This window comes from Acinetobacter sp. 742879 (genome assembly GCF_000588535.1).
In the GTDB taxonomy this organism is placed as follows: domain Bacteria; phylum Pseudomonadota; class Gammaproteobacteria; order Pseudomonadales; family Moraxellaceae; genus Acinetobacter; species Acinetobacter pittii.
Genome location: NZ_JFYC01000003.1, coordinates 105,592 through 128,558, shown reverse-complemented (window position 1 = coordinate 128,558; position 22,967 = coordinate 105,592). Strand labels below are relative to the sequence as shown.

The 22,967-nt window shown below is 37.1% G+C and carries 21 protein-coding genes; 9 read left to right on the top strand and 12 right to left on the bottom strand.

Annotated elements, in window-relative coordinates:
• Positions 1-12 precede the first annotated feature (12 nt).
• Entirely contained in the window at positions 13-465 is a 453-nt protein-coding gene (locus J690_RS09940) for a GNAT family N-acetyltransferase (protein ID WP_001166562.1), read from the top strand.
• 57 nt (positions 466-522) lie between these two features.
• Here the strand turns inward: J690_RS09940 and J690_RS09935 are convergent, their stop codons facing one another.
• Positions 523-1,725, bottom strand: a complete 1,203-nt coding sequence (locus J690_RS09935) for an MFS transporter (protein ID WP_032035566.1) — start codon at positions 1,723-1,725, stop codon at positions 523-525.
• 137 nt (positions 1,726-1,862) lie between these two features.
• On the opposite strand from J690_RS09935, the gene J690_RS09930 reads away from it, so the two are divergent.
• Together J690_RS09930 and J690_RS09925 are read left to right on the top strand one after the other, a co-directional pair.
• Complete coding sequence (locus tag J690_RS09930; protein ID WP_014207150.1) at positions 1,863-2,423, top strand: TetR/AcrR family transcriptional regulator; 561 nt, start codon at positions 1,863-1,865, stop codon at positions 2,421-2,423.
• 455 nt (positions 2,424-2,878) lie between these two features.
• A complete protein-coding gene (locus J690_RS09925; RefSeq protein ID WP_032035564.1) occupies positions 2,879-4,177 on the top strand; it encodes a dicarboxylate/amino acid:cation symporter in 1,299 nt (432 codons plus the stop codon).
• 165 nt (positions 4,178-4,342) lie between these two features.
• Here J690_RS09925 and J690_RS09920 read toward each other — a convergent pair whose 3' ends face one another.
• The 11 genes from J690_RS09920 to J690_RS09870 form a co-directional block, all read right to left on the bottom strand.
• Positions 4,343-4,546: a hypothetical protein gene (locus J690_RS09920; RefSeq protein WP_002119766.1), complete on the bottom strand. Its 204-nt coding sequence runs from the start codon at positions 4,544-4,546 to the stop codon at positions 4,343-4,345.
• A gap of 361 nt (positions 4,547-4,907) precedes the next feature.
• A complete protein-coding gene (gene gloB / locus J690_RS09915) occupies positions 4,908-5,639 on the bottom strand; it encodes a hydroxyacylglutathione hydrolase (protein WP_032004693.1) in 732 nt (243 codons plus the stop codon).
• 152 nt (positions 5,640-5,791) lie between these two features.
• Positions 5,792-6,487 carry a methionine ABC transporter permease gene (locus J690_RS09910; protein ID WP_002119707.1) on the bottom strand — a complete coding sequence of 232 codons (696 nt, stop codon included), beginning with the start codon at positions 6,485-6,487 and terminating at the stop codon, positions 5,792-5,794.
• Positions 6,484-7,509 (bottom strand): methionine ABC transporter ATP-binding protein, encoded by a 1,026-nt coding sequence (locus J690_RS09905; protein ID WP_002119636.1) that lies wholly within the window; start codon positions 7,507-7,509, stop codon positions 6,484-6,486. Before J690_RS09905 ends, J690_RS09910 begins: the two co-directional genes overlap by 4 nt.
• Positions 7,510-7,584: 75 nt before the next feature.
• Positions 7,585-8,457 carry a MetQ/NlpA family ABC transporter substrate-binding protein gene (locus tag J690_RS09900; protein ID WP_032035562.1) on the bottom strand — a complete coding sequence of 291 codons (873 nt, stop codon included), beginning with the start codon at positions 8,455-8,457 and terminating at the stop codon, positions 7,585-7,587.
• Positions 8,458-8,943: 486 nt separating this feature from the next.
• Complete coding sequence (gene purD / locus J690_RS09895) at positions 8,944-10,230, bottom strand: phosphoribosylamine--glycine ligase (RefSeq protein ID WP_032035559.1); 1,287 nt, start codon at positions 10,228-10,230, stop codon at positions 8,944-8,946.
• Between the two features lie 123 nt (positions 10,231-10,353).
• Positions 10,354-11,928 (bottom strand): bifunctional phosphoribosylaminoimidazolecarboxamide formyltransferase/IMP cyclohydrolase, encoded by a 1,575-nt coding sequence (gene purH / locus J690_RS09890; protein WP_032035556.1) that lies wholly within the window; start codon positions 11,926-11,928, stop codon positions 10,354-10,356.
• An 85-nt stretch (positions 11,929-12,013) separates the two neighbouring features.
• Positions 12,014-12,283 carry a DNA-binding transcriptional regulator Fis gene (gene fis, locus J690_RS09885; protein WP_001086304.1) on the bottom strand — a complete coding sequence of 90 codons (270 nt, stop codon included), beginning with the start codon at positions 12,281-12,283 and terminating at the stop codon, positions 12,014-12,016.
• Between the two features lie 376 nt (positions 12,284-12,659).
• Positions 12,660-13,505 (bottom strand): zinc-ribbon and DUF3426 domain-containing protein, encoded by an 846-nt coding sequence (locus J690_RS09880; RefSeq protein ID WP_032035554.1) that lies wholly within the window; start codon positions 13,503-13,505, stop codon positions 12,660-12,662.
• A 12-nt stretch (positions 13,506-13,517) separates the two neighbouring features.
• Positions 13,518-14,423, bottom strand: a complete 906-nt coding sequence (gene prmA / locus J690_RS09875; protein ID WP_032035552.1) for a 50S ribosomal protein L11 methyltransferase — start codon at positions 14,421-14,423, stop codon at positions 13,518-13,520.
• A gap of 154 nt (positions 14,424-14,577) precedes the next feature.
• The gene (locus J690_RS09870) at positions 14,578-14,808 is read right to left on the bottom strand and encodes a hypothetical protein (RefSeq protein ID WP_002119672.1); all 231 of its coding nucleotides are present in this window, start codon (positions 14,806-14,808) and stop codon (positions 14,578-14,580) included.
• A gap of 232 nt (positions 14,809-15,040) precedes the next feature.
• Here J690_RS09870 and mnmG point away from each other — a divergent pair, with 232 nt between their 5' ends.
• The 6 genes from mnmG to J690_RS09845 all read left to right on the top strand — a co-directional run bounded on the left by mnmG (position 15,041) and on the right by J690_RS09845 (position 22,765).
• Entirely contained in the window at positions 15,041-16,921 is a 1,881-nt protein-coding gene (gene mnmG, locus J690_RS09865; protein ID WP_017385460.1) for a tRNA uridine-5-carboxymethylaminomethyl(34) synthesis enzyme MnmG, read from the top strand.
• A 764-nt stretch (positions 16,922-17,685) separates the two neighbouring features.
• A complete protein-coding gene (locus J690_RS09860; RefSeq protein ID WP_032035549.1) occupies positions 17,686-19,875 on the top strand; it encodes a TonB-dependent siderophore receptor in 2,190 nt (729 codons plus the stop codon).
• Positions 19,876-19,929: 54 nt separating this feature from the next.
• Positions 19,930-20,319: a Fur family transcriptional regulator gene (locus tag J690_RS09855; RefSeq protein WP_032035546.1), complete on the top strand. Its 390-nt coding sequence runs from the start codon at positions 19,930-19,932 to the stop codon at positions 20,317-20,319.
• 30 nt (positions 20,320-20,349) lie between these two features.
• Positions 20,350-20,700 (top strand): hypothetical protein, encoded by a 351-nt coding sequence (locus J690_RS0104190; protein ID WP_064785204.1) that lies wholly within the window; start codon positions 20,350-20,352, stop codon positions 20,698-20,700.
• A complete protein-coding gene (locus J690_RS09850; RefSeq protein ID WP_032035541.1) occupies positions 20,700-22,427 on the top strand; it encodes a PepSY-associated TM helix domain-containing protein in 1,728 nt (575 codons plus the stop codon). The genes J690_RS0104190 and J690_RS09850 overlap by 1 nt, the downstream gene beginning before the upstream one ends.
• Positions 22,424-22,765 carry a DUF3325 domain-containing protein gene (locus J690_RS09845; RefSeq protein ID WP_050688037.1) on the top strand — a complete coding sequence of 114 codons (342 nt, stop codon included), beginning with the start codon at positions 22,424-22,426 and terminating at the stop codon, positions 22,763-22,765. Before J690_RS09850 ends, J690_RS09845 begins: the two co-directional genes overlap by 4 nt.
• Positions 22,766-22,967: the final 202 nt, after the last annotated feature.

Sequence of the window (22,967 nt, the reverse complement as noted above, 5' to 3'; positions counted from 1 at the left end):
TAGGTTTATTTTATGCAAATATTACGGTTATCTGATTACCCTCAATACAAAGAAATGGCTGCCCAGTGGTTTTCTGAAAAATGGCAAATCCCTGTGGAAGCCTATCTTGAGAGTATTCAGATTTCCATTGATCAAAAGCATGCTATTCCACAGTGGTACATTGTTTTAAATAAGGATAAGCATTTAATTGCTGGAGCAGGAGTCATTGATAATGACTTCCATGAGCGTAAAGATTTAACACCAAACTTATGTGCTTTATTTGTAGAAGAGAACTATCGAAACCAAAACATTGCAAAACACATTTTAGATTTTGTACGTGAAGACTTGAGTAATCAGGGCATCCAAACACTTTATTTAATAACAGACCATACCGAGTTTTATGAAAAATGTGGTTGGCGGTTTTTAACGTTGGTAAAGGATGAGGAAGGCGAGATGGTACGTATGTATGTAGCAGATACTTTTTAATAGAACTTAAAGAGCATCTATTAAAAAAATAGCCTCTAGTGAGGCTATTTTTATGGCTTATTTATTTTTAAAATTTTTAATAATCATTAGAAGGGCGACCAGTGACAATAAGATAATAAAACTAATATAACTATTTGCCGTACTCATCAGCCCAATTTTACCTACAAAATAGCCAGCTAAAATCGCTGGAATACTAAAAGCCAAATAGCTTTCAACAAAAAAAGCAGCCATAAGACCCGCACGTTCTTCGGGAAGCGCCAATGGCATTACACTACGAATAGCTCCCATAAATGCTGTACCAAAACCAACTCCAGTAATAATAGAACCTAAAAATAGAACTACTGCATTGGTTAGATTAATGGCGATGAATAAGACAATGGCACCAATAGCAATCGATAGCGTACCGGTTAATAAAATACGGAAATTTGTCGACTTCCTAAGCGTTAATATACCTACCGCACCGGAAAGGGCGAGCGCCATAAACATAATCCCGTTTAGCCATGCCGATGACGTGTGGAAAATTTTTGCCAGTAAAGATGGCATAAGCGATAGAAAGAAACCACTGACCATCCAAAGTGCAATGTTAATTGGGCTAATACTCAATAAAGCACTTTTTGTTTGTGGAGGAATAGCCATATTGGGCTTTAAAGAGGCAAGAGCACCCGATCTCTTTTGGGCTGTTTCAGGAGTAAAAAAACTTAAAATGAGTTCACAAATAAGAAGAAGACATAAAAATTCAAAAACAAGCTGTAACGGTTGGGCAGAGAATTGCAAAATAGAACAAGTTAGAAATATACCAACAGCCATGCCGACCATTGGTGCGATACTATTAATAAGCGAACCCTGAAGCTTACTAAAATCTAAAATTGCTGCGCCTATAGCCGAGACAGCAAGCCCTGTTGCGATTCCTTGTAAGCCCCGTGCAATAAATAACATCGAAACATCCGAAGCAAATAAGAAAAAGCTCATCGAAATAATTTGCAGAAAAATGGCTGCAATAATGACAGGACGGCGTCCAATATAGTCAGACAAAGAACCAATAATCAGTAATGAACCCAGCAAAGTAAAAGCATAAGTTGCAAAAATTAAAGTCAAAGTGACAGGCGAAAATTGCCAAAGCTGTTGGTATAGACGATAAAGTGGAGTCGGTGCACTAGACGCCGCCATAAAGGTCATGAGCGTGATTGTATTAAGTGTCAATGCACTTGCACTATCTAACTGAAAAACTGATACAGACCGTTTTGAACTTGAATTGTTCATATAAGATGAATAACATAAAAGCGAATATTTAGCTTTTATATATTATTTTCACACTAAAGCAAATCCTTAGCTTTAGTGTATTTTGTATATAGATATAAATATTTATAAATTTTTTGATCCCTTTACAGAGTTTATAAATGGCAAAAGTTGTTACTGGCTTACGTCCTGGTGGTCGTAGTGAAAGAATTCAAACTGCGGTGCATCAAGCGGTAAAAGAGCTTCAAAAAACCTTAGAGCAGAGCCAAATTACCATACCTATGATCGCTCATGAGGCAGGAGTAACACCTTCAACAATTTACCGCCGTTGGGGCGATATTAATCAGCTATTTTCAGATGTAGCCCTAAATGAACTTAAACCTGATATGGAACCAAAAGATTTAGGTTCATTTCAGCTAGATATCACTGCATGGATTGAACAATATTTTGAGGAGTATTCTTCTGAAGTTGGTCAAACATTATTGCGTGATGTGCTATATACAGCCGACTCTTCAAATGCAAGAAAATGTGAAACCTTAATTATTCAACAACTTGATATTATTCAAGCCAGAGCTAAATCGCGTAATGAACCCACTATAAATAATGAAGAAATTATCGAAGCTGTTATTGCCCCTATGCTATTTCGCATCTTATTCACTGAACGTACATTAAGCTTAGATTACGTCCACATTTTATTGGAACGGTTATTTAACGCTCCTTAATTTGAATTAATTTCAAAGCCTATTAGTGTGATTTTTTTAACAAAAAAGAGACACTTTATCTTGTTAAAAAATTATATATCAATTTTTCTTATTATTTTTAAACTAAATTTTCATAATTTATAATTTACATGTTTTTTATAAAATCATTTATTTAATAAATGTTGTGCTGGTATGAGACAATTAAACTTCTACAGCCATTTTTGTGCATGTTTTTACTTAAAATATTAAGATTAAATAATGCTTTATAACGAATTTTGGTTGTTTTTTTATCTTTTAAAACTAGAAAATTAAAATGATTTTATATAATTTATTGCATGATTATTGAATTTGACATTTTTTAAATTTATAACACAGGCCGTTTTTTATTCTTTACAATGGCTTTTCCTTGATAAAGCAGCTTGTGGTGCACGCTTTATATTTTATTTTTTTATCCCCATCGAAAAGGTATTTAGATAATGGATTTCAATACCCTTGACCAAGAAACGGTACAGAAAAAACAGAAGTTTCACCAAATTTTGTATGTACAGGTCATCTTTGCAATTATTTTGGGCATTTTAATTGGTCATTTTTACCCAGAACTTGGCGAAAGTTTAAAACCGCTTGGTGATGCATTCATCAAGATTGTTAAAATGATTATTGCTCCCGTCATCTTTTTAACCGTTGTTACAGGCATTGCCAGTATGACAAACATGAGCCGAGTTGGCCGTGTAACTGGTAAAGCTATGCTTTATTTCCTTACCTTCTCAAGCTTGGCGCTAGTAGTTGGTATGATTGTGGCAAATATTATCCAACCAGGTAAAGGTCTTAATATTGACCCCGCTACCTTAGTCAACGATAAAGTAAATACTTACGTTGAAAAGGCGCATGCAACAAATATTACTGACTTCTTCATGAATATTATCCCGCAAACTCTAGTTAGCCCTCTGGCAGGTGGCGAGATTTTGCAGGTTCTGTTTGTGGCGGTGTTATTTGGTATTTCTTTGGCTGCATTGGGTGACCGTGCACGTCCAATTACCGACTTCTTAAATAACTTAACAGCTCCAGTTTTTTACCTTGTTGGTATGTTAATGAAGCTGGCTCCAATCGGTGCTTTTGGTGCAATGGCTTTTACCATTGGTGCGTATGGAATCGAATCAATTGGTAATTTATTGCTATTAATTATGACATTCTATATTACAGCGGTATTGTTTGTCATAGTGATCCTAGGAGCAGTAGCCCGTTACAATGGCTTCTCAATTATTCATTTAATTCGTTATATCAAAGATGAACTTTGGTTGGTTTTAGGAACAAGTTCTTCTGAAGCAGCTTTACCATCTTTAATGGATAAAATGCAAAAAGCAGGTTGTGAAAAATCGGTGGTAGGTTTGGTGATTCCGACAGGTTATTCATTTAACCTCGATGGTACAAATATCTACATGACTATGGCGGCTCTGTTCATCGCACAAGCGTGTAATGTTGACTTATCAATTAGTGAACAAATTGCATTGCTTCTTGTGGCAATGGTAAGTTCTAAAGGTGCAGCAGGGGTGACTGGCGCAGGCTTTATTACTCTGGCTGCAACTCTATCGGTTGTACCGGCGGTTCCTGTAGCAGGGATGGCTTTAATTCTTGGTTTTGACCGTTTTATGTCTGAGTGCCGTGCATTAACAAATTTAGTTGGTAATGCTTGCGCAACAATTGTTGTAGCACGATGGGATAAAGCTTTAGATAAAGATCTCTTAGACAAAGCTTTAAAGAATCCTAAAGCAGAATAATCTTATAAAAAATCTGTAGCTGAGGGCAATTTGGGAGAGTAGCCCCGCTACAGATTTTTTGTTTAATGTCTAACAATATATTTTAATTAAACCATTCTAAAGTTCTGCAATATTACTTATCTTTCAAAAAAGACAATACTGTAATTAAAATCGAGTCGTAAAAAATTATGCTTTTAAGTGATCCTCAAACTCTTCACCTAATTGCATCGCTAATGAATTACCTGCTAAATCACAGGTCACTAAACCATATTCTTTTTTAAAACTAAAAGTAAAACCTTTTCCATCAGCAAGATTTTTAACTGAATACCCTAACTTTTCTAACCAAATACGAAACGCAATCAAATTTTTAGCTTTAACAACCTTTTTCACGTGAGAACTCCTTCTATCCGTGGCATTACATCTTATTTATTAATAGGGTTTTAATTAGATTTTTTAAAGGGGGAAAACTTTGTTTTATTTTGCAACTTGTAAAAAAAGTAAGATAGAGAAAGAACAGTTTTCATTTTTATAAAAATATGGAGGTGTTATGTAACTAAAAAATAAAAACTTTTTATTTAGTAGATTGTTTGTTGGCGTGTTTTTAAGAAAATATAAATTTGAGGGAATTTTTAAAAATATGAATAAATATGAAGATAGTAAATGTAAAAAATAATTACGATCAACGTGCGCTATGCAAAAAGATACAGTTCTTAAAATGAAACTGTATCTCTTAAAAGGAGAAGCTTTAACTTTAAAAGTTATCTTTAAGTGCACGTAAATGAGCAAAGTCTTCAGCACTTTCTGCACGAAGAAAAGGATTGGTTGCTAATTCGAGTTCAATCGTACTCGGAAGGGTGATTGATCCTTTCTTACGTAGCTCACGGACTTCTTCGGCTCGTTCAGATAAGGCGTGGTTATGCGGCTCTACTGTTAAGGCAAATTCGGCATTTGAAAGAGTGTATTCATGCGTACAATAAACTTTAGTTTGTGTTGGTAGCGCTGCTAAACGACTAAGTGAGTGATACATTTGTTCAGCCGTACCTTCAAATAATCGACCACATCCCATTGCGAACAAAGTGTCGCCGCAGAATACAGCTTCTAGTTCCTCAATAAAATATACAATATGTCCTAAGGTGTGACCTGGGGTCGCGATAATCTCTACTTTTAAATCATTAAATTTTAGATGGTCGTCATGTTGTAAAGGATGAGTAATTCCCGGAATCTTTGTGAGCTCATCACGTGGACCATAGACAGTAATATTCTGAGCTGTTGTCAGATCTGCTACACCACCGATATGGTCTTTATGCCAATGAGTGAGCCAGATTTGTTTTAAAGTGAGTTGATGATTTTGACAAAATTGGGTCACAAGATCAGCTTCTGTTGGATCAACTGCAACAGCCTCTTGTGTTTCAGTATCTTCTAAAATCCAGATATAGTTTTGGAGGGCATTCTGTACATCAATAAAATGAATTCTATAACGCATTGTTTTATCCTAAAACCAAATCCAAAGAGTAAGTAATCACTGTTTTTGATAATAACAGAAAATGGTAGTAAGCCACTCACTCAACCTTTTAATGAAAATGATGTATATAAAACAAAAAAGCCCCCATTTAGGGAGCTTTTTATATGAGTAATTTAACGGATCTTAGAGAGCCAGTTACCTAGCGTCTGTACAATCTGTACTAAGAGCAATAGAACAATTACTGTTAAAATTACAACGCTTGTATCAAAACGTTGGTAACCATAAGAGATTGCTAAGTCACCAATACCCCCTGCGCCAACTGCACCAGCCATTGCTGTTGCACCGATCAAACTGATTGTCGCTGTTGTGAGGTTTAAAATGAGTGAACTGCGTGCTTCTGGCAAAATAAAGCGGTAAATAATTTGCCAAGGTGTAGCACCCATCGCCTGAGCAGATTCAATAATTCCTTCATTTACTTCGAGTAAGGAAGTTTCAATCAAACGTCCCATATATGGACCGACGTAAATTGTTAAAGGAACGATCGCTGCCCACGTACCAATTGAAGTACCTACCAATAACTTGGTAAGAGGAATCACTGCAATAAGTAAAATAATAAATGGGAGAGAGCGTAATGCATTTACAATTGGGTTGAGTAAATGATAGACGAATCTATTTGGCAAAATACCCTCTGGGCGAGTTACAAGCAGGATAACCCCTTGAATGAAACCCCAAATACCACCAAATAAAAGCGCAAAAAACACCATGTGAAATGTTTCTTGTAGAGCTGTTACAAACTGGTCAATTGAAAGAGAACTGTGCCAGAAAGGTTGAGTAAGTTCAGTTAACCACTGTACGATTAAATCTCTCATACTTGATCTCCTGATTGAACTACACTCACTTCATTTTTCTCTAAAAACTCGATAGCCTGCTTAATCAACTGTGGTTCACCTAGAAGCTGTACAAACATTTGACCAATGACAGTACCGTTAATTTCAGTCATGTTGGCGAATAAGATATTTAAACTAATATCAAATTGTTTAATCAGTGACTGAATTACAGGTTCTTGAGCAGAACGGCCCAAAAACTGTAAACAGTAGATGCTATGGTGATGCTGATTTTCGAGTTGGTTTAAAATATTCACAGGCAACTGTTGATGTAACACAGTTTGAATAAAGTTTTTAGTCGTCGGATGTTGAGGATTACTAAAGATATCAATCGTTGAACCTTGTTCAATGACTTTACCAGCTTCCATCACAGCTACATGATCACAAACAGTTTCAATGACATCCATTTCATGGGTCACCATAACAATTGTGATTTTTTGCTCTTGATTGATTTTCTTGAGTAACTCTAAAACAGACTTGGTTGTTTGCGGGTCTAGGGCAGAGGTTGCTTCATCACACAAAAGAATTTTTGGATGATTTGCCAAAGCACGAGCAATACCGACCCGTTGCTTTTGGCCGCCAGAAAGTTCATCAGGATAAGCATCTTTTTTATGCTTAAGATCAATGAACTCCAATAACTCATTTAAGCGCTTTTCACGTTCTGCTTTATTGTAATTCAGCAGACGCATTGGCATTTCGATATTTTCAGCAACCGTTTTGGTTTGTAGCAAATTGAAGTGCTGAAAAATCATACCAATATTTGCACGTTCCTGACGTAATGAACGCGCATCCAAAGCAGTGAAGTCCTTTTGATTAATGATAACCTGACCTTCATTTGGTCGTTCAAGTAAGTTAATCAGGCGTATTAAAGTACTTTTACCTGCACCACTATAGCCAATAATGCCAAAAATACTCCCTTCAGGAATTTCCAAATTAATTTGGTCCAGAGCTCGTATGGTTTGGCCTTTAAGCTGATAGTGCTTTGAAATGTTTTTAAATTGAATCATGTCGTCAAAAACTATGCTAAAAAGAAAAAACAGGCAAAGAGTCTTTGCCTGTTTCGCGTTGCAGCTATTATATTACTATTTAGCTTCCGTGAGGTAGCTGATTGGCTGATTCACGTCAACTTTTGTACCACCAAAGTGTTGTTCAACGTATTTTTTAACAGCTTCAGTGTGGTATAGCTGACCAACTTTCTGAAGAACTGGGTCATCTTTGCGAGATTCCGCTGTTGCAAGGATGTTTACATTCAGTTTAGTGCTTTGGTCAACAGGCTCATAGTAGATAGAATCTTTAAGTACGTTCAGACCACCTTCTAAAGCTAATGTATTACCTAAAACAATTGCATCAACTTCATCTTTTACGCGTACAGCTGTCGCCATTTGGATTGGTTTGATATCAATTTTTTTACTGTTATCGATAATATCGCTTGGTGTGCCTTTAGCAGGGTCGAAGTCAGCTTTAAGTTTGATTAAGCCAGCACTTTGTAATAACAATAATGCACGAGCTTCATTCGCTGCATCATTAGGAATTGCAATGCTTGCACCCTGTTGGAATTCTCCTACTTTTTTATGTTTACTTGAGTAGATCCCCATTGGCTCAAGATAAGTTGTAGCAACTGGAGCAATTTTATCTTTATTTGATGCATTGAAAGCAACTAAATATGCATAAGATTGGAAAGCATTTAAGTCAACTTCTTTATTTGCTACAGCTGTATTCATTGCAACATAATCAGTGAAATTTTTCACCTCAAGCTTAATACCAGCAGCTTTAGTTTCTGGTAAAGTCGAAATATAACGCCAGATATCAGCGTCAGAACCAGTTGAGGCAATAACCACAGTTTGAAGTTGTGATGAATCACCACTCTTTCCAGCTTGTGGTTCACTTTGTTGTTTACCGCAAGCTGCAAGTAATAGTACAGACACGCTTAAAAAAAGACTGATCAGCTTTTTCATGTAAAAAAAGTCCTGATTAAGAGAGATATCAACTATTTAGCTGGCTCTCTAGAAAAGAAAATGAGTTTTGTTGTCACGTCACAAAGTTTTGAATGCTAAAAGTTATAACTTTTAGCTCTTTTCTAATTCCTCAGATACTTGTTTTACCGTTTTGATCTGTACTGAATAAAACTATTTTCACAACAGTTCTATCATGAGTTCACAGTCTTTAAGCGATTTCTAAAAGTATTCAATGTTAAAAATAACTATTATCCCTAACAGAATTAGATGATGAGCCTCAATATTTAAAGGCACAATAACTTTGTGGAAAGTTCCAACGCTTTATCTAATCATATCAATAAAAACATATTCAATATAGTGGACATGTTTCGATCTTATTGATTGGGAGTAAATAAAAACCGAGATTTATATGAAATTTTCTGATAAATAAGAATGAAATATAAAAAGCCCTCTGTGATAGAGGGCTTTTTATTAGTTGAGAGTTTTTTACTCAGCTTTTTCTCGTGCAATTGCGCGATAGCCAATGTCACTACGATATTGCATACCTGTAAAGGTCACTTGTCCGCATACTTCAAGTGCATTAATTTGTGCTTCAAGCACGCTGTCGCCTAGCGCAGTTACACAAAGAACTCGACCACCAGAAGTCACGATGTGACCATCTTCACGAGTTGCAGTGCCTGCGTGGAAAATTTTAGTATCTTCAGGTGATTGTCCAATACCTGAAATTACATCGCCTTTGCGTACGCTATCAGGATAGCCTTCGGCTGCAAGTACGATACCGATTGACTTACGTTCATCCCATTCAGCTTCTTTTGGTAAATTGCCAGCAATACCAGCTTCTACCAATTCAACAAGAGATGACTTTAAGCGCATCATGATTGGCTGAGTTTCAGGATCACCGAAACGACAGTTGAACTCGATCACACGTGGTTGACCTTGTTCATCAATCATTAAGCCAGCATATAAGAAACCAGTGTAGACATGTCCGTCAGCAGCCATACCTTCAACAGTCGGACGCATGATTTCAGTCATAACACGTTCGAAAATTTCAGAAGTTACCACCGGAGCAGGAGAGTAAGCACCCATACCGCCAGTATTAGGACCTTGATCGCCTTCAAAAATACGCTTGTGATCTTGTGAAGTTGCCATTGGTAAAATGTTTTTACCATCAATCATACAAATGAAAGAAGCTTCTTCACCTGCAAGGAACTGTTCAATTACAACACGTGAACCAGCATCACCGAATTTGTTGCCTGCAAGCATGTCATCAATTGCTGCAAAAGCTTCTTCGTTGGTCATTGCAACGATTACCCCTTTACCAGCAGCAAGACCGTCTGCCTTAATTACAATTGGTGCACCATTTTTTTCAACATAAGCTTTAGCTGCATCAATTTCCGTAAATACTTCGTAAAAAGCAGTTGGGATGTTATGACGCTTTAAAAAATGTTTAGCAAATGCCTTTGAGCCTTCAAGCTGCGCAGCATATTGAGTTGGTCCCCAAATTTTTAGACCTGCTTCGCGAGCAGCATCTACCACACCATTCACTAAAGGTGCTTCTGGACCAACAATAATAAGTTCAACATTATTTTCTTTAGCAAAAGCGATAATTGCAGGGTTGTCTAAAATATCAAGCTGAACATTAACGCATTTGTCTTCAGTTGCAGTTCCCGCATTTCCCGGTGCAACGAAAACTTGAGTAACTTTGGTATCTTGCGCGATTTTCCATGCCAAAGCATGTTCACGACCACCACTACCTAAAACTAAAATATTCATTTTTAATTTGTTCCTTAACTTTAATCCTTTTCATCCCCCTCTATTCCTCAAGGTGGAGTTTAGCTCCATTATTGTGGAAAACCCTCCTGAATGAAAGGAGGGTTAGGGAGGACTAAATTTAAATTAGTGGCGGAAATGGCGCATACCAGTGAACACCATTGCAATACCAGCTTCGTCTGCTGCAGCGATTACTTCTTCATCACGCATAGAACCACCTGGTTGAATGATGCATTTAATGCCAGCTTTAGCAGCATTATCAATACCGTCACGGAACGGGAAGAATGCATCAGATGCCATTACAGCACCTTCAACAACCAAACCAGCATGTTCAGCTTTAATGGCAGCAATACGAGCTGAGTTAACGCGACTCATTTGACCTGCACCTACACCAATAGTTTGGCGGTTTTTAGCATAAACAATTGCGTTTGATTTTATATATTTCGCAACTTTCCAAGCAAAGATGAGGTCATCAATTTCTTGTTCAGTTGGCGCACGCTTAGTAACTACTTTAAGATCATCTTTAGTGATCATGCCCAAGTCTTGATCTTGAACAAGTAAGCCACCATTTACGCGTTTATAGTCAAGTTGCGGTGCACGTGCATCAATAGCAGGTAACTCGCCACATACTAAAACACGTACATTTTTCTTAGCGCCAGTTATTTCAAGTACGCCATCAGCAATACTTGGAGCAATAATCACTTCAACGAATTGACGCTCTACAATTGCTTGAGCAGTTGCAACATCTAATTCACGGTTGAATGCAATAATACCGCCAAAAGCAGATTCTGGATCAGTTGCATAAGCTAAATCATAAGCAGCTTTAATGCCGTCTAAAGAAACCGCAACACCACAAGGGTTAGCATGTTTCACGATGACACAAGCAGGTTTTGCGAATGATTTAACACATTCAAGTGCAGCATCTGTATCTGCAATGTTGTTATAAGACAATTCTTTGCCTTGTAACTGTTTTGCAGTAGAAACTGATGCTTCTTTTGCATTAGCTTCGACATAGAAAGCAGCCGATTGATGTGGGTTTTCACCGTAACGTAAATCTTGTGCTTTGTTCAATTGAGTATTGAATGTACGAGGGAATAAATCAGCTTCGCCTTCGGTCTTACCAACGCGAGCGCCTAAGTAAGAAGCGATCATGCCATCGTATTGAGCTGTATGTTCAAATGCTTTAACTGCTAAATCAAAACGTGTTTCATAAGAAAGTGAACCAGCAGTTTTTAATTCATTAATTACAGTGTCGTAATCAGAAGCATTAACTACAATACCTACTGAAGCATGGTTTTTAGCAGCCGCACGAACCATTGTAGGACCACCGATGTCGATATTTTCGATTGCATCAGGAAGAGTACAGTCAGGTTTTGCAACAGTTGCAGCAAATGGGTAAAGGTTTACAACAACAAGATCAATCGGATCGATGTTGTGTTCTTCCATAACTGCTTCATCTAAACCGCGACGAGCAAGAATACCGCCATGAATTTTTGGATGTAATGTCTTAACACGACCATCCATCATTTCAGGGAAGCCAGTATGTTCAGATACTTCTACAACCGCGATATTATTATCTTTAAGCAACTTATATGTGCCGCCTGTAGATAATAGTTCTACCCCTAGAGCTGCAAGGTTTTGAGCAAATTCGACAATTCCTGTCTTATCAGATACAGAAATCAAAGCACGTTTAATAGTCATGATGTTTAATTCAACAATTTCAAGTCTACGGATTAAAACCAATAAGCATAAAAAAATGCCCACGACGTCGTGAGCATTTTATCATTTATTCACTCATTAAACCGTGAGCTTTTAACTTTTTACGTAAAGTGCCACGGTTGAGTCCAAGAATTTCTGCAGCACGCGTTTGATTACCACGTGTATATTCAAGAACTACAGATAAAAGAGGTTTCTCCATTTCTGCTAGCACCATGTCATATACCTGAGATGGTTGCTCACCTTGCAATTGTGCAAAATAATGGCGAACTGCGCGATCCACGTGGATGCGAAGAGCAACATCAGATTGTGCAGTAAAAATAGGAGATTTGCTATTCATGCGAGTTAATCCGAAAATCAAATACTAGCTTGGGTAAAGTAGTATATAAATGTGGTCTAAAAATACGGAGTCCTGTTTTAGATCCTAAAACAGTGACTCTAAAACATAAGAACAATTAGCTTGCCATATTTCTTCGTATTGAATAAAAAATAAGCGTAACAATAATTAAATATTTGTTACAGCCCCCTCAAAAACAAAAAAAGTTAGGCTATGCGCTTAAAGTAGAAAAGCACACATGCTTAACAGTATTTTTTTTGGATTGAGAGCGAGGAGTATATGAGTCAAAGCTTTCGTGGCGCGTATCATACCATTGTCTAGGAAAAAGTGAGCAAATTAACTGCATTTTTTTTTATTTTTTTTTCACTTTTTTTACATTTTAGGGGTGGACAATTTCTAATCGATAATTTACTAGCCTTTTTTTGCTTTTGTTTAGCTCAAATTCGAATCGGAAAGGGGTATTTGATGGAATACGTTGAATACCCCTTAAGTTTTCAACTAGATATTGTTGAGGAGTTAATATGATTTCCTCTGTTTTGTCTGGCTCTGTTGCAAAAATCAACTTTAGATTAGGAAGCTCAATACTTTTATCATTCTGATTGAGCAATATGCCTGAGAACTGGGTATGGTTTGCGTCGATTTTGCGGACTTTTAACTTTTCTATATAGATAAGTTGATAAAGTTCTGCTGATTTGTTGCAGTGTAGTATTTGGCAAACGTAATTAAAAGCATGGCTAACGGTTGGGCTTGCATGCATGAGCTTAGGGTTAAACCAGAGAATTTGAAAAGTAAAAACTAAAATTAAAATAAGGTTGGCAGAGCTCCAGAGCGTATAGTAAAGCCAACTATGCTTTTTATTGTTGTCTTGTTCTTGTGGGGATGCCTGCTCAGCTAAATTAAGGTTTGGTAGAGCATTAATAGGTTCGTTGTGAAAGTAATTTAAGTTGTTGAGGTAAGTTAAAAGATCAATATTAGAGTTTTCTACTTTTTGGTCAAAGATATCTAATACGTGAGAATGCGTCATATATCTTGTCTGCATTGAACCGTTGGCTAACGTCGTTGAGTTGACCATAACTGGCTGTTCAATATTGATTAGATGGGTTAAGGCATTAAAGCTTGAATTACATTTAGGGCAACAAACCATACCCTGAGCAACAGTCAATTGAGTAAGAGATACTTTATAAACTGTTAAACACTTAGGGCAGCGGGTTTGTTTTTCATTCATGAGTTAAAAATCTCAATTTATTGTTTTACGTTTTCCTGAAATGCGACACCAGTTTTCTTCGCGCTTTTCGACATCTAATATATCAAAAAATTCAGAATAAACACGTGAAACATCAGCAACTTGCTCTTCAATCACACCAGCAAGTGCGAACTCGCCCTCAGATTTGATTAAATTTGCAAATTCAGGCGCAAGCATCATTAAAGGTCCTGCTAAAATGTTTGCAACTAAAACATCGGCTTGTTTAGGTTTGAATTCTTGATCAAACTCTTCAGGAAGACCTACATATAGTCGATCTAATACACCATTGAGCTCTGCATTTTGTTTTGTTGCTAAAACAGCCTGAGGATCAATATCGGTAGCGTATACTTTTTTAGCGCCTAATAATAAAGCTGCTACGCCTAAAATGCCTGAACCACAGCCATAATCAATCACGATTTTATCTTTAACGTCAGTTTTACCCAGCCATTGTAAGCATAGGAAAGTACTTGCGTGATTACCTGTACCAAATGCAAGACCTGGATCTAACTTAATGTTAGTTGCGACTGCTTCTGGTGGCTCTAGCCATTCAGGCACGATCCAGAACTTTTCCCCAATCTGAATTGGCTCATAGTAATCCATCCATGCGCGTTCCCACACTTGATCTTCAAGTTCTTCATGACGCATAGGGACATCTGGAAGTTGAGCTTTTAAAAAAGCTTCTAAAGTGTCGACATCAATAGGGTCTTGTTCGTCTTGTTGATAGATGCCTGTCACAATAACTTTGTTCCATAAAGGTGTTTCACCCGGTAATGGTTCAAGTAAAGCCTGATCTTCAGCATCATCCAGCGTTACGCTTACCGCACCTAGAGACATTAAAAGTGTTTCTGTGAACTCAACTTGTTCTTGATCAACGGTAATGTGTATTTGTAACCACTTCACGAAAAGGACCTAAAAATTTTATTTAAAGGCGTATTGTAGCGGACTAGACCATTTTAAAAAAGAAAGCGGCCCATCTTTAATGGACCGTCTTTGAAAATACTGATGAGATATAGCGGAAAATAAATGACTTCTTCTATACCTATGTCAAAACAGATTAAGGAGCAGGGGCCTTAAATTGTAACTTGCCATTTTCGTTTGGTTGGCAAGTACCGTTAAAGGTTACACCATTGTGATTGTATGAAACCCATTCACCTTGCTGTTTTTTTGCACAGACTCGAATTTGTTTTTGCATTTCAGCTTTGCTCGTGTCAGCAGCATGGGTAAAAGTTACGCCTGAAAAACAAATTAGAGATGCAGTTAAGATTTTTAACATGGTCGTTTTCATTTTGTATTCCTTCTCGTTGCGTTAATTTTAAAGTCATAGAAGTGCTGTACATTTTTTATTCTAAGATGAATTAATTTTAAAAACATTCACTTTGTATTGAATTCATGAAACAAAATGTCAAATCATGTGGCATAGCGTAAATTATGTGAAGACAATTTTGTAATTATGTACATCAATAAGCAGATAATTTTGCTATAATGTTCCGTCTTTTTTTTCTGGTGTTTTTGTACTCATGCACTATCCTAAAGTTTATGATGTTATCGTTATCGGTGGCGGTCACGCAGGTACGGAAGCGGCCCTTGCTGCTGCGCGTATGGGACGACAGACTTTGCTTTTGACCCATAACATTGAGACTTTGGGCCAAATGAGTTGTAACCCAGCAATTGGTGGTATTGGTAAGTCTCACTTAGTCCGTGAAATTGATGCACTTGGCGGTGCAATGGCTCTGGCTGCCGATAAAGGTGGTATTCAGTTCCGTATTTTAAATTCGCGTAAAGGTGCAGCTGTGCGTGCAACACGTGCTCAAGCTGACCGTGTTCGTTACAAAGCTGCCATTCGTGATACTTTGGAAAATCAAGCAAATCTTGACATTTTCCAGCAAGCAGCTGATGATCTGATTGTTGAAGGCGATACCGTTAAAGGTGTTGTTACCCAAATGGGTATTCGCTTTGATGCTAAAACTGTTGTGTTGACTACAGGTACATTCTTGGGTGGTGTCATCCACGTTGGTTTAGAAAAATCAAGCGGTGGCCGTGCGGGAGATCCTCCTTCTATTGCACTTGCTCAGCGTTTACGTGAATTAAAATTACCAGTGGGACGTTTAAAAACCGGTACTCCGCCACGTATTGATGCACGTTCAGTTGATTTTTCAGTCATGATTCCGCAGCCGGGTGATTTTCCATCTCCAGTGATGTCATTCATGGGTGATGCTTCTATGCACCCTGAACAAGTAAACTGTTATATCACTCATACAAATGAAAAAACCCACGACATTATTCGTGGTGGTTTAGATCGCTCACCAATGTACACTGGTGTTATTGAAGGTGTAGGTCCGCGTTATTGCCCGTCAATCGAAGATAAGATTCACCGTTTCGCTGATAAAGACTCACATCAAGTATTCTTGGAACCAGAAGGTCTAGATACACACGAGCTTTATCCAAATGGTATTTCGACGTCTTTACCATTTGATGTTCAGTTCGAACTTGTACGCTCAATTCGTGGTATGGAAAACGCTCATATCTTACGTCCAGGCTATGCAATTGAATATGATTATTTCAACCCGCAAGCTTTGAAATTTACCCTCGAAACTAAAGCGATTAATGGCTTGTACTTTGCTGGTCAAATTAATGGTACAACAGGTTACGAAGAAGCTGGTGCCCAAGGTTTACTTGCAGGTTTAAATGCTGCGCGTCGTGCATGGGAGCAAGAAGAGTGGACGCCTAAACGTGACCAAGCTTACATGGGCGTGTTAGTTGATGACCTCATCACGTTAGGTACTAAAGAACCATACCGTATGTTTACCTCACGTGCTGAATATCGTTTGATGTTGCGTGAAGATAATGCGGATCAGCGCTTAACTTCTATTGGTCGTGAACTTGGTTTGGTTGATGATGTACGTTGGGCTGCTTATTGCGAGAAAATGGAAGCGGTTGAGCGTGAAACCTCTCGTTTACAACATTTATGGGCAGCACCAAATAACCCTATGGGTAAAAAATTCGTTGAAATGACGGGTGCTGATTTGAGTAAGGAATGTAGTGCGATTGATTTGCTTAAACGTCCTAATATCACCTTCGGTCAAATTGCTGAACTTACTGGTTCTGAAGTTTCAGAACAAGTGGGTGAGCAAATTGAAATTGCTGTGAAATATGAAGGTTACATTAACCGTCAGCATGAAGATGTTGCTCAATTAAAGCGTCTTGAAGAAACCAAAATTCCTGCCGATTTTGACTATGATGTCGTGTCTGGTTTATCACGCGAAATCACGCAGAAGTTAAAAACAGTGCTTCCAGAAACTTTAGCTCAAGCAAGCCGTATTCCTGGTGTTACACCAGCAGCAGTTCAGCTTGTGATGATCACAATTCGTAAGAACAATATGATTAAGAAAACAGCTTAATCATTTAAATGTAGAAAAAGCCCAGTTAAGACTGGGCTTTTTTGTGAGTCGAAATTTGTAAAAATCAGTGATTTGTATTGTAAAAGTATGTGAATTATTAAGATGGAATTATAATTGAAAGTGAAATTTTTAAGTTTTTATAATTAATGTTAAAAATTTTTTATTATTAAATGTTTGAAAATTAATATTATTTTTATTTATTTGGTAATGATTATTATTTTCTTCATTTTTTATCCATTTTTCCATGCTTATGGATGAGTAAAATGTATGCGACAAAATCGATAGACATTTGGAATGATCAAGAATGAATCACCTATGCAGAATGGCAAAGGTGCGGTTTGAGTTTTCAACATATGTGGAAGGGGTAATCAACAGTGCAAGTATTGTGATCAACATATCAGTAAGCATTATTAAACTTACACAGTAAAACAAGCATATGTTAAACGTGCTATTAGTGTGAAGTCTAATATTACTGGAACTGTTATTAACAACAATCCTAAATAATATATCTGATTTTCTTTTTCTTATTTAAGAACAGGAATATTGATAAAAGAAGCGGGCTCATAAATCATTAAGCTTGCTATTTTTGTTTTGATTTTAAAAATATAATTTTATATATATTAAGCTATTGAATTTTAATAATTAAATAAAATAAATGAGAACGATTATCTATTTTATTTGTATTTATATTTTTATTTGTTACTATGCGTTAACTCATTATTTGCAGTTGCAACTCATCATTAATCTCTGAGGGGAGGCATAGTATGTCCGCATTCAATATTCCACGTTCTGTTTTAGCTGCTTCAATTTTATTTAGTATGTGCTCCATGGCTGAGTCGGCAGAGGCAACGGACAAGGAAGTAGAAACGGAAACTGTCAAGTTGAATACCATTGTCGTAACTGCTGAAGAACAGGTGAAGCAATCTTTAGGTGTGTCGGTAGTCACCTCTGAAGATTTAGAAAAAACACCTGTTGTAAATGATATCTCTGAGATTTTACGTCGCATGCCAGGTGTTAATCTCACTGGAAACAGTTCTACAGGCCAACGTGGAAACAATCGTCAAATTGATATTCGTGGAATGGGGCCAGAAAACACACTCATTTTAATTGATGGTAAACCCGCGACTTCACGTAATTCAGTACGTTACGGTTGGCGTGGAGAGCGTGATACTCGTGGTGATTCTAATTGGGTCCCTGCCGATGCGATTGAATCGATAGAAGTTTTACGTGGCCCTGCTGCTGCTCGTTATGGAAATGGGGCAATGGGCGGTGTGGTTAATATTATTACCAAAAAAGTCACCAATGAAACACATGGCTCAGTCGAGGTATATACCAATCAACCAGAAGACAGCAAAGAAGGTAGCAGTAGCCGCGTGAGTGCAACACTTAGTGGCCCAATCATTAAAGATGTTTTGTCCTATCGCGTATATGGAAATTTCAACAAAACTGATTCGGATGATCCCGATATTAATCCTGTAACTGAAAGCGGTACTCGAGCAGGGGCGCGTGAAGGAGTAGAAAACAAAGATATTAATGCACGTTTAGCGTGGCAGATGACAGATCAGCAAACCGTTTTATTAGATGTCGCATCAAGTCGCCAAGGTAATGAATATACAGGTGATACTCAAAATAGTAATGTTGATGCAACAGATCCTGAAGCGAATGCTTTATTAAATTCACTATTAGGTACCGAAACCAACACGATGTACCGTGATAGTTATGCATTAACGCATGAAGGGAATTGGACTTGGGGTAAAAGTAAATTTGTAGCTTCATATGATCAAACGAAAAACAAGCGTTTGACAGAGGGGCTTGCGGGTGGACCGGAAGGGCGTATTAACAGTACTGATCGTTCAACTTCACTTCTGGAAACATTACGTTTTAATGCTGAGGCAAATATTCCTTTTGAAGTTTGGCGCCCACAAAATCTAACTGTTGGTGCTGAGTGGGTTGAAGACGATTTTACCGATTCGGCTAATACTACACAAACCGATGCATCAGGTATTATTCATTTACCAGCAGACCGTACAAAGATGAATTCGCGGATTGCTTCGGCATATGTTGAAGACAATGTACAGCTGACTGATAGTACCAATGCGGTATTGGCGGTACGTTTTGATGATCATAGTAAATCTGGCAGTAACTGGAGCCCTAGCTTAAACCTTACTCAAAAGCTTGGTGAATATTTCACTTTAAAAGGTGGTATTGCAAAGGCATACAAAACTCCAAACTTATATCAAACAGCTGAAGGATATTTATTATTTACCCGAGGAAATGGTTGCCCTATATCTGTAGATAGCGGCAGTTGCTATTTATTAGGTAACCCTGATCTAAAACCTGAAACATCTATTAATAAAGAGTTGGGAATCCAGTTTGAGAAAGATATTGTCAATGCTAGCTTGGCATGGTTCCGTAACGACTATAAAGATAAGATTACCTCAGGTACATCCGTATTAGATTCTGTTGAAGTTGGGGGGGCAACATATCGACTTCTACAATGGACAAATATTCCTAAAGCGCTGGTACAAGGTCTTGAAGGAAGTATTGGTTTAGATTGGGGGAATATTCGTTGGACAAACAACTTTACTTGGATGAAAGACTCAATTAATAAAGAAACTGGGAATCCCTTGTCAATTGTACCGAGCTACACTATTAATTCTATTCTTAACTATGACATTACCGATGCTTTGGATGTCAATTTCGTATATACCCAATATGGTCGTCAAAAGCCAATGCAATATGAAGAAACTCGTAATGCTTCGCTGAATCGGGAGACAATCAAAAGTTACAGTATTGCTGGTATTAATTTTGGTTATAAATTTAATCAAAATCTAAGCGGTCGTCTTGGTATTAGCAACTTGTTTGATGAGCAGAAGTTGCGCGATACGTCTATAAATCAAACTTATAATGAACCAGGGCGTGCTTATTATGCATCCTTGAAGTATTCATTCTAAACTTATAAAAGCTAGCTATATGTTCTAGCTAGCTTTTTCATATCAAATTGCAAAATGAATATTGCCTCTAAACTAAGATCAAATGGATTAACTGCTACACGTACACGTGTTGTACTTTTCCATTTGCTTATAGAAAATCCGCAAGGTTTAACTGCAGAAGATATGTATGTGCTGCTTGCTGGAAAAGAAAAGATCAGTATAGGTTCTATTTATCGTATTTTAGCCGATCTAGAAAATCATGGCTTAATCAAGCGAATATTCTACGGTAAAAACAAAAGTATTTATAAATCTGCAGATCAACGAGTAGGTATTAATATTTTTGATTCAAAAACAGGCTTATCTGTTTTATTTCATGATGAAAATATTAATAAGAAACTTGAAAAAATACTTGAAGATTTACCTCCGGATATTATAGGTCTAGAACTGACTTTATATAAGCAATAGTTTTAAATTAAAGTTATCTCGGTGTCTCATATGTTAACGACTGAACCATGCAATTTAATTGCAGAAGAAAGTTCGATTAAAAGAAAAGTAAAACATAAAGTAGTTCCTGCAAAATATAGATGGATGATTTTTTATCGATTTATCTTAGCTGGTATCGGTGGATATATTCTTTCGGCTTTAGCCTGTGTTGTATTGAGTTATTTATTCAAAGCTCATCCTGTAGATGCTGTTTTATCTGCAACAATGTTAGCCTTCATTATTTATGTTTCTGTATTTATATGGGTTTTTATAAATCATAGTACGCAAAGAGCAACATGGGGAGTTGTGATTCCATCAGTACTCTTATTTATATTTTATTGGGGATTGAAAGGAATAATATAATGCGTATTGATGGAAATACAGAAAGCCCACGTCAGTCAATGTCATGGTTACATACTTGGGCGAGTCTAATTCTAGGTTGGTTGCTATATGCAATTTTTGTAACGGGAACATTAAGCTTTTTTCAAAATGAAATTTCCATTTGGATGAAGCCTGAACTACATCAGTCCATAAATCGTAAAGATCAGTCTCAGCAATTACAATCAGCTATCGTTTATTTACAGCAAAATGCTCCAAATGCTTCTGCATGGAATATCAATTTGCCAAATGCACGGAGTACCACGACTGATATTACGATTCGTGGTGAAAACGAAGATCCAAGAGCACGTCGAGGTGGTGAGCGTGTCATATTGGATTCAGTCACTGGTGAAAAACTTCAGCCACGTGAAACTCGTGGAGGTAGTTTTCTTTACCGTTTTCATTTTGAGCTTTATGGCCTGCCTCGTAGCTGGGCACGTTGGATTGTAGGTATCGCGACAGTACTTATGTTTGTCGCGATTATCAGTGGTGTGATTACACATAAAAAAATTTTTAAGGATTTTTTTACATTTCGTTCAGGCAAAGGGCAGCGTTCTTGGTTGGATGGCCATAATGCAACAGCAGTACTAGCTTTGCCATTTCATATTATGATTACATTTAGTGGCTTACTATTATTGATGTATTCACTAATGCCTTACGGTGTTTCTGCTTTATTTCCAGAGGGAAGGCTGCATTTTTTACAAGCACAGCGCGCGCAGCTGAATGGAGAAACTATCCGATCTGTTGAATTCGCTTCTAGTTCACAAAAACTTGATAGCAGTAAACGCAATGGACATGGTGAAGGGGAAAAGGGTCGATTAAATAAAGAAAGAAGTCGTTTGGAGGTTAAAAATGTACCTCTTGCTGATTTAACAGCAATGTTAGCTCAAGCACAAAAATTATGGGGTGATAATACAGTTGCATCCTTCAATATCATTTCACCAAACCGTCAAAATAGTGAGGTAGAAATCCGTGCTACATATTCAGAAAGTATTTTAAATCGAGCGATTGTTCCAACACTAATTTTTAATGGTGTTACAGGTGAGTTAATCTCTCAGCCTCAACAGCTCAAAATTAGTTTTCCTATCGGTATTTATAATACTGTTACTGTATTGCATGAAGCCCGCGGCGTTGATTTGGTACTACGTTGGTTATTATTCTTTTCAGGAATTTTAGGAACAATGATGGTTGCATCAGGATTAATTCTCTGGTGTGTCAAACGTGCACCTCAGCAACAAAAGCAGGGCTATAAAAATTTTGGCTATCGTTTGGTTGAGGTTTTAAATATTGCATCAATTTCTGGTTTATTAATTGCGACAGCTGGTTATTTTTATGCAAACCGTTTAATTCCAGTTACCACTGAAAATCGTAGTTTTTTAGAAATTAAAATTTTCTTTATCGTATGGCTGTTAACTCTGCTACATGCAGCTTTACGCCCACATCGAAATGCTTGGTTAGAGCAACTTTTGTTCGGTGCTATTTTATTTTGTGTTATTCCTCTATTAAATGCTTTAACAGGTGGACGAGTAATCTGGAGCAGTATTGCAGAGGCTCAATGGGTGGTAGCAACTTTTGATTTGATGAGTTTGGCTCTTGGAATGATTTTGTTATTTATTTTTTATAAAGTAAAAAATCACAAAGTAGCTGGTATTCACAAAACTAAAAAAAATATAAACCTTGAAAGTGCTGCTATGCGAGGAGAAGGCCAATGATTGATTTTTTCCTTATTTATTTTTTGTGTCTGCTTGGTTTTTTACACATTTGTTTTTCTATGTCTCGTCATCAACAACAAGTGTTTCAAAAAGTTTTGCAAGAAAAATACAATATTTGGTATTTGATCACTGGTTATAGCATTTTAGTAATTGCATTGGCTCTTTCAGTTTATCAGTGGGGAAAGTCTATCGGTATATGTTATTGGATCGGCACACTGAGCTTTGCTGCTTTATTAATTCTTTGGTTATTAAGTTATTATCCTATTCATTTAAAGCTAGTGAATCAGTTTTCAAGAGTGATCATATTGGCTTTATTAGTGTTTAATCTTTTAGCGTAATTTTCTAGCCCAGTTGAGACTGGGCTTTTTTATTTTCTATTCAAAAAATATATGGAAACTTCCTAAGGAAGAAAAGAGATTTCGCTTCCTTTTTTTCTTATTTCACATATTTTAAGTCGCCAGTTATATTGAATTCACGTTCAAACAAGAGGGCTTTAATGATGACAATGAAATCAATTCGCTACAATGGATATGAAATGGC

Bases quoted from the DNA above. Each gene is read 5' to 3' on its own strand.
- J690_RS09910 (WP_002119707.1), bottom strand. From the start codon at position 6,487: ATGAGAGATTTAATCGTACAGTGGTTAACTGAACTTACTCAACCTTTC.
- J690_RS09860 (WP_032035549.1), top strand. From the start codon at position 17,686: ATGTCCGCATTCAATATTCCACGTTCTGTTTTAGCTGCTTCAATTTTA.
- purH (WP_032035556.1), bottom strand. From the start codon at position 11,928: ATGACTATTAAACGTGCTTTGATTTCTGTATCTGATAAGACAGGAATT.
- J690_RS09905 (WP_002119636.1), bottom strand. From the start codon at position 7,509: ATGATTCAATTTAAAAACATTTCAAAGCACTATCAGCTTAAAGGCCAA.
- J690_RS09855 (WP_032035546.1), top strand. From the start codon at position 19,930: ATGAATATTGCCTCTAAACTAAGATCAAATGGATTAACTGCTACACGT.
- J690_RS09880 (WP_032035554.1), bottom strand. From the start codon at position 13,505: ATGAATGAAAAACAAACCCGCTGCCCTAAGTGTTTAACAGTTTATAAA.
- fis (WP_001086304.1), bottom strand. From the start codon at position 12,283: ATGAATAGCAAATCTCCTATTTTTACTGCACAATCTGATGTTGCTCTT.
- J690_RS09845 (WP_050688037.1), top strand. From the start codon at position 22,424: ATGATTGATTTTTTCCTTATTTATTTTTTGTGTCTGCTTGGTTTTTTA.
- J690_RS09935 (WP_032035566.1), bottom strand. From the start codon at position 1,725: ATGAACAATTCAAGTTCAAAACGGTCTGTATCAGTTTTTCAGTTAGAT.
- purD (WP_032035559.1), bottom strand. From the start codon at position 10,230: ATGAATATTTTAGTTTTAGGTAGTGGTGGTCGTGAACATGCTTTGGCA.
- J690_RS09940 (WP_001166562.1), top strand. From the start codon at position 13: ATGCAAATATTACGGTTATCTGATTACCCTCAATACAAAGAAATGGCT.
- gloB (WP_032004693.1), bottom strand. From the start codon at position 5,639: ATGCGTTATAGAATTCATTTTATTGATGTACAGAATGCCCTCCAAAAC.
- J690_RS09900 (WP_032035562.1), bottom strand. From the start codon at position 8,457: ATGAAAAAGCTGATCAGTCTTTTTTTAAGCGTGTCTGTACTATTACTT.
- J690_RS09850 (WP_032035541.1), top strand. From the start codon at position 20,700: ATGCGTATTGATGGAAATACAGAAAGCCCACGTCAGTCAATGTCATGG.
- J690_RS0104190 (WP_064785204.1), top strand. From the start codon at position 20,350: ATGTTAACGACTGAACCATGCAATTTAATTGCAGAAGAAAGTTCGATT.
- J690_RS09925 (WP_032035564.1), top strand. From the start codon at position 2,879: ATGGATTTCAATACCCTTGACCAAGAAACGGTACAGAAAAAACAGAAG.
- J690_RS09870 (WP_002119672.1), bottom strand. From the start codon at position 14,808: ATGAAAACGACCATGTTAAAAATCTTAACTGCATCTCTAATTTGTTTT.
- mnmG (WP_017385460.1), top strand. From the start codon at position 15,041: ATGCACTATCCTAAAGTTTATGATGTTATCGTTATCGGTGGCGGTCAC.
- J690_RS09930 (WP_014207150.1), top strand. From the start codon at position 1,863: ATGGCAAAAGTTGTTACTGGCTTACGTCCTGGTGGTCGTAGTGAAAGA.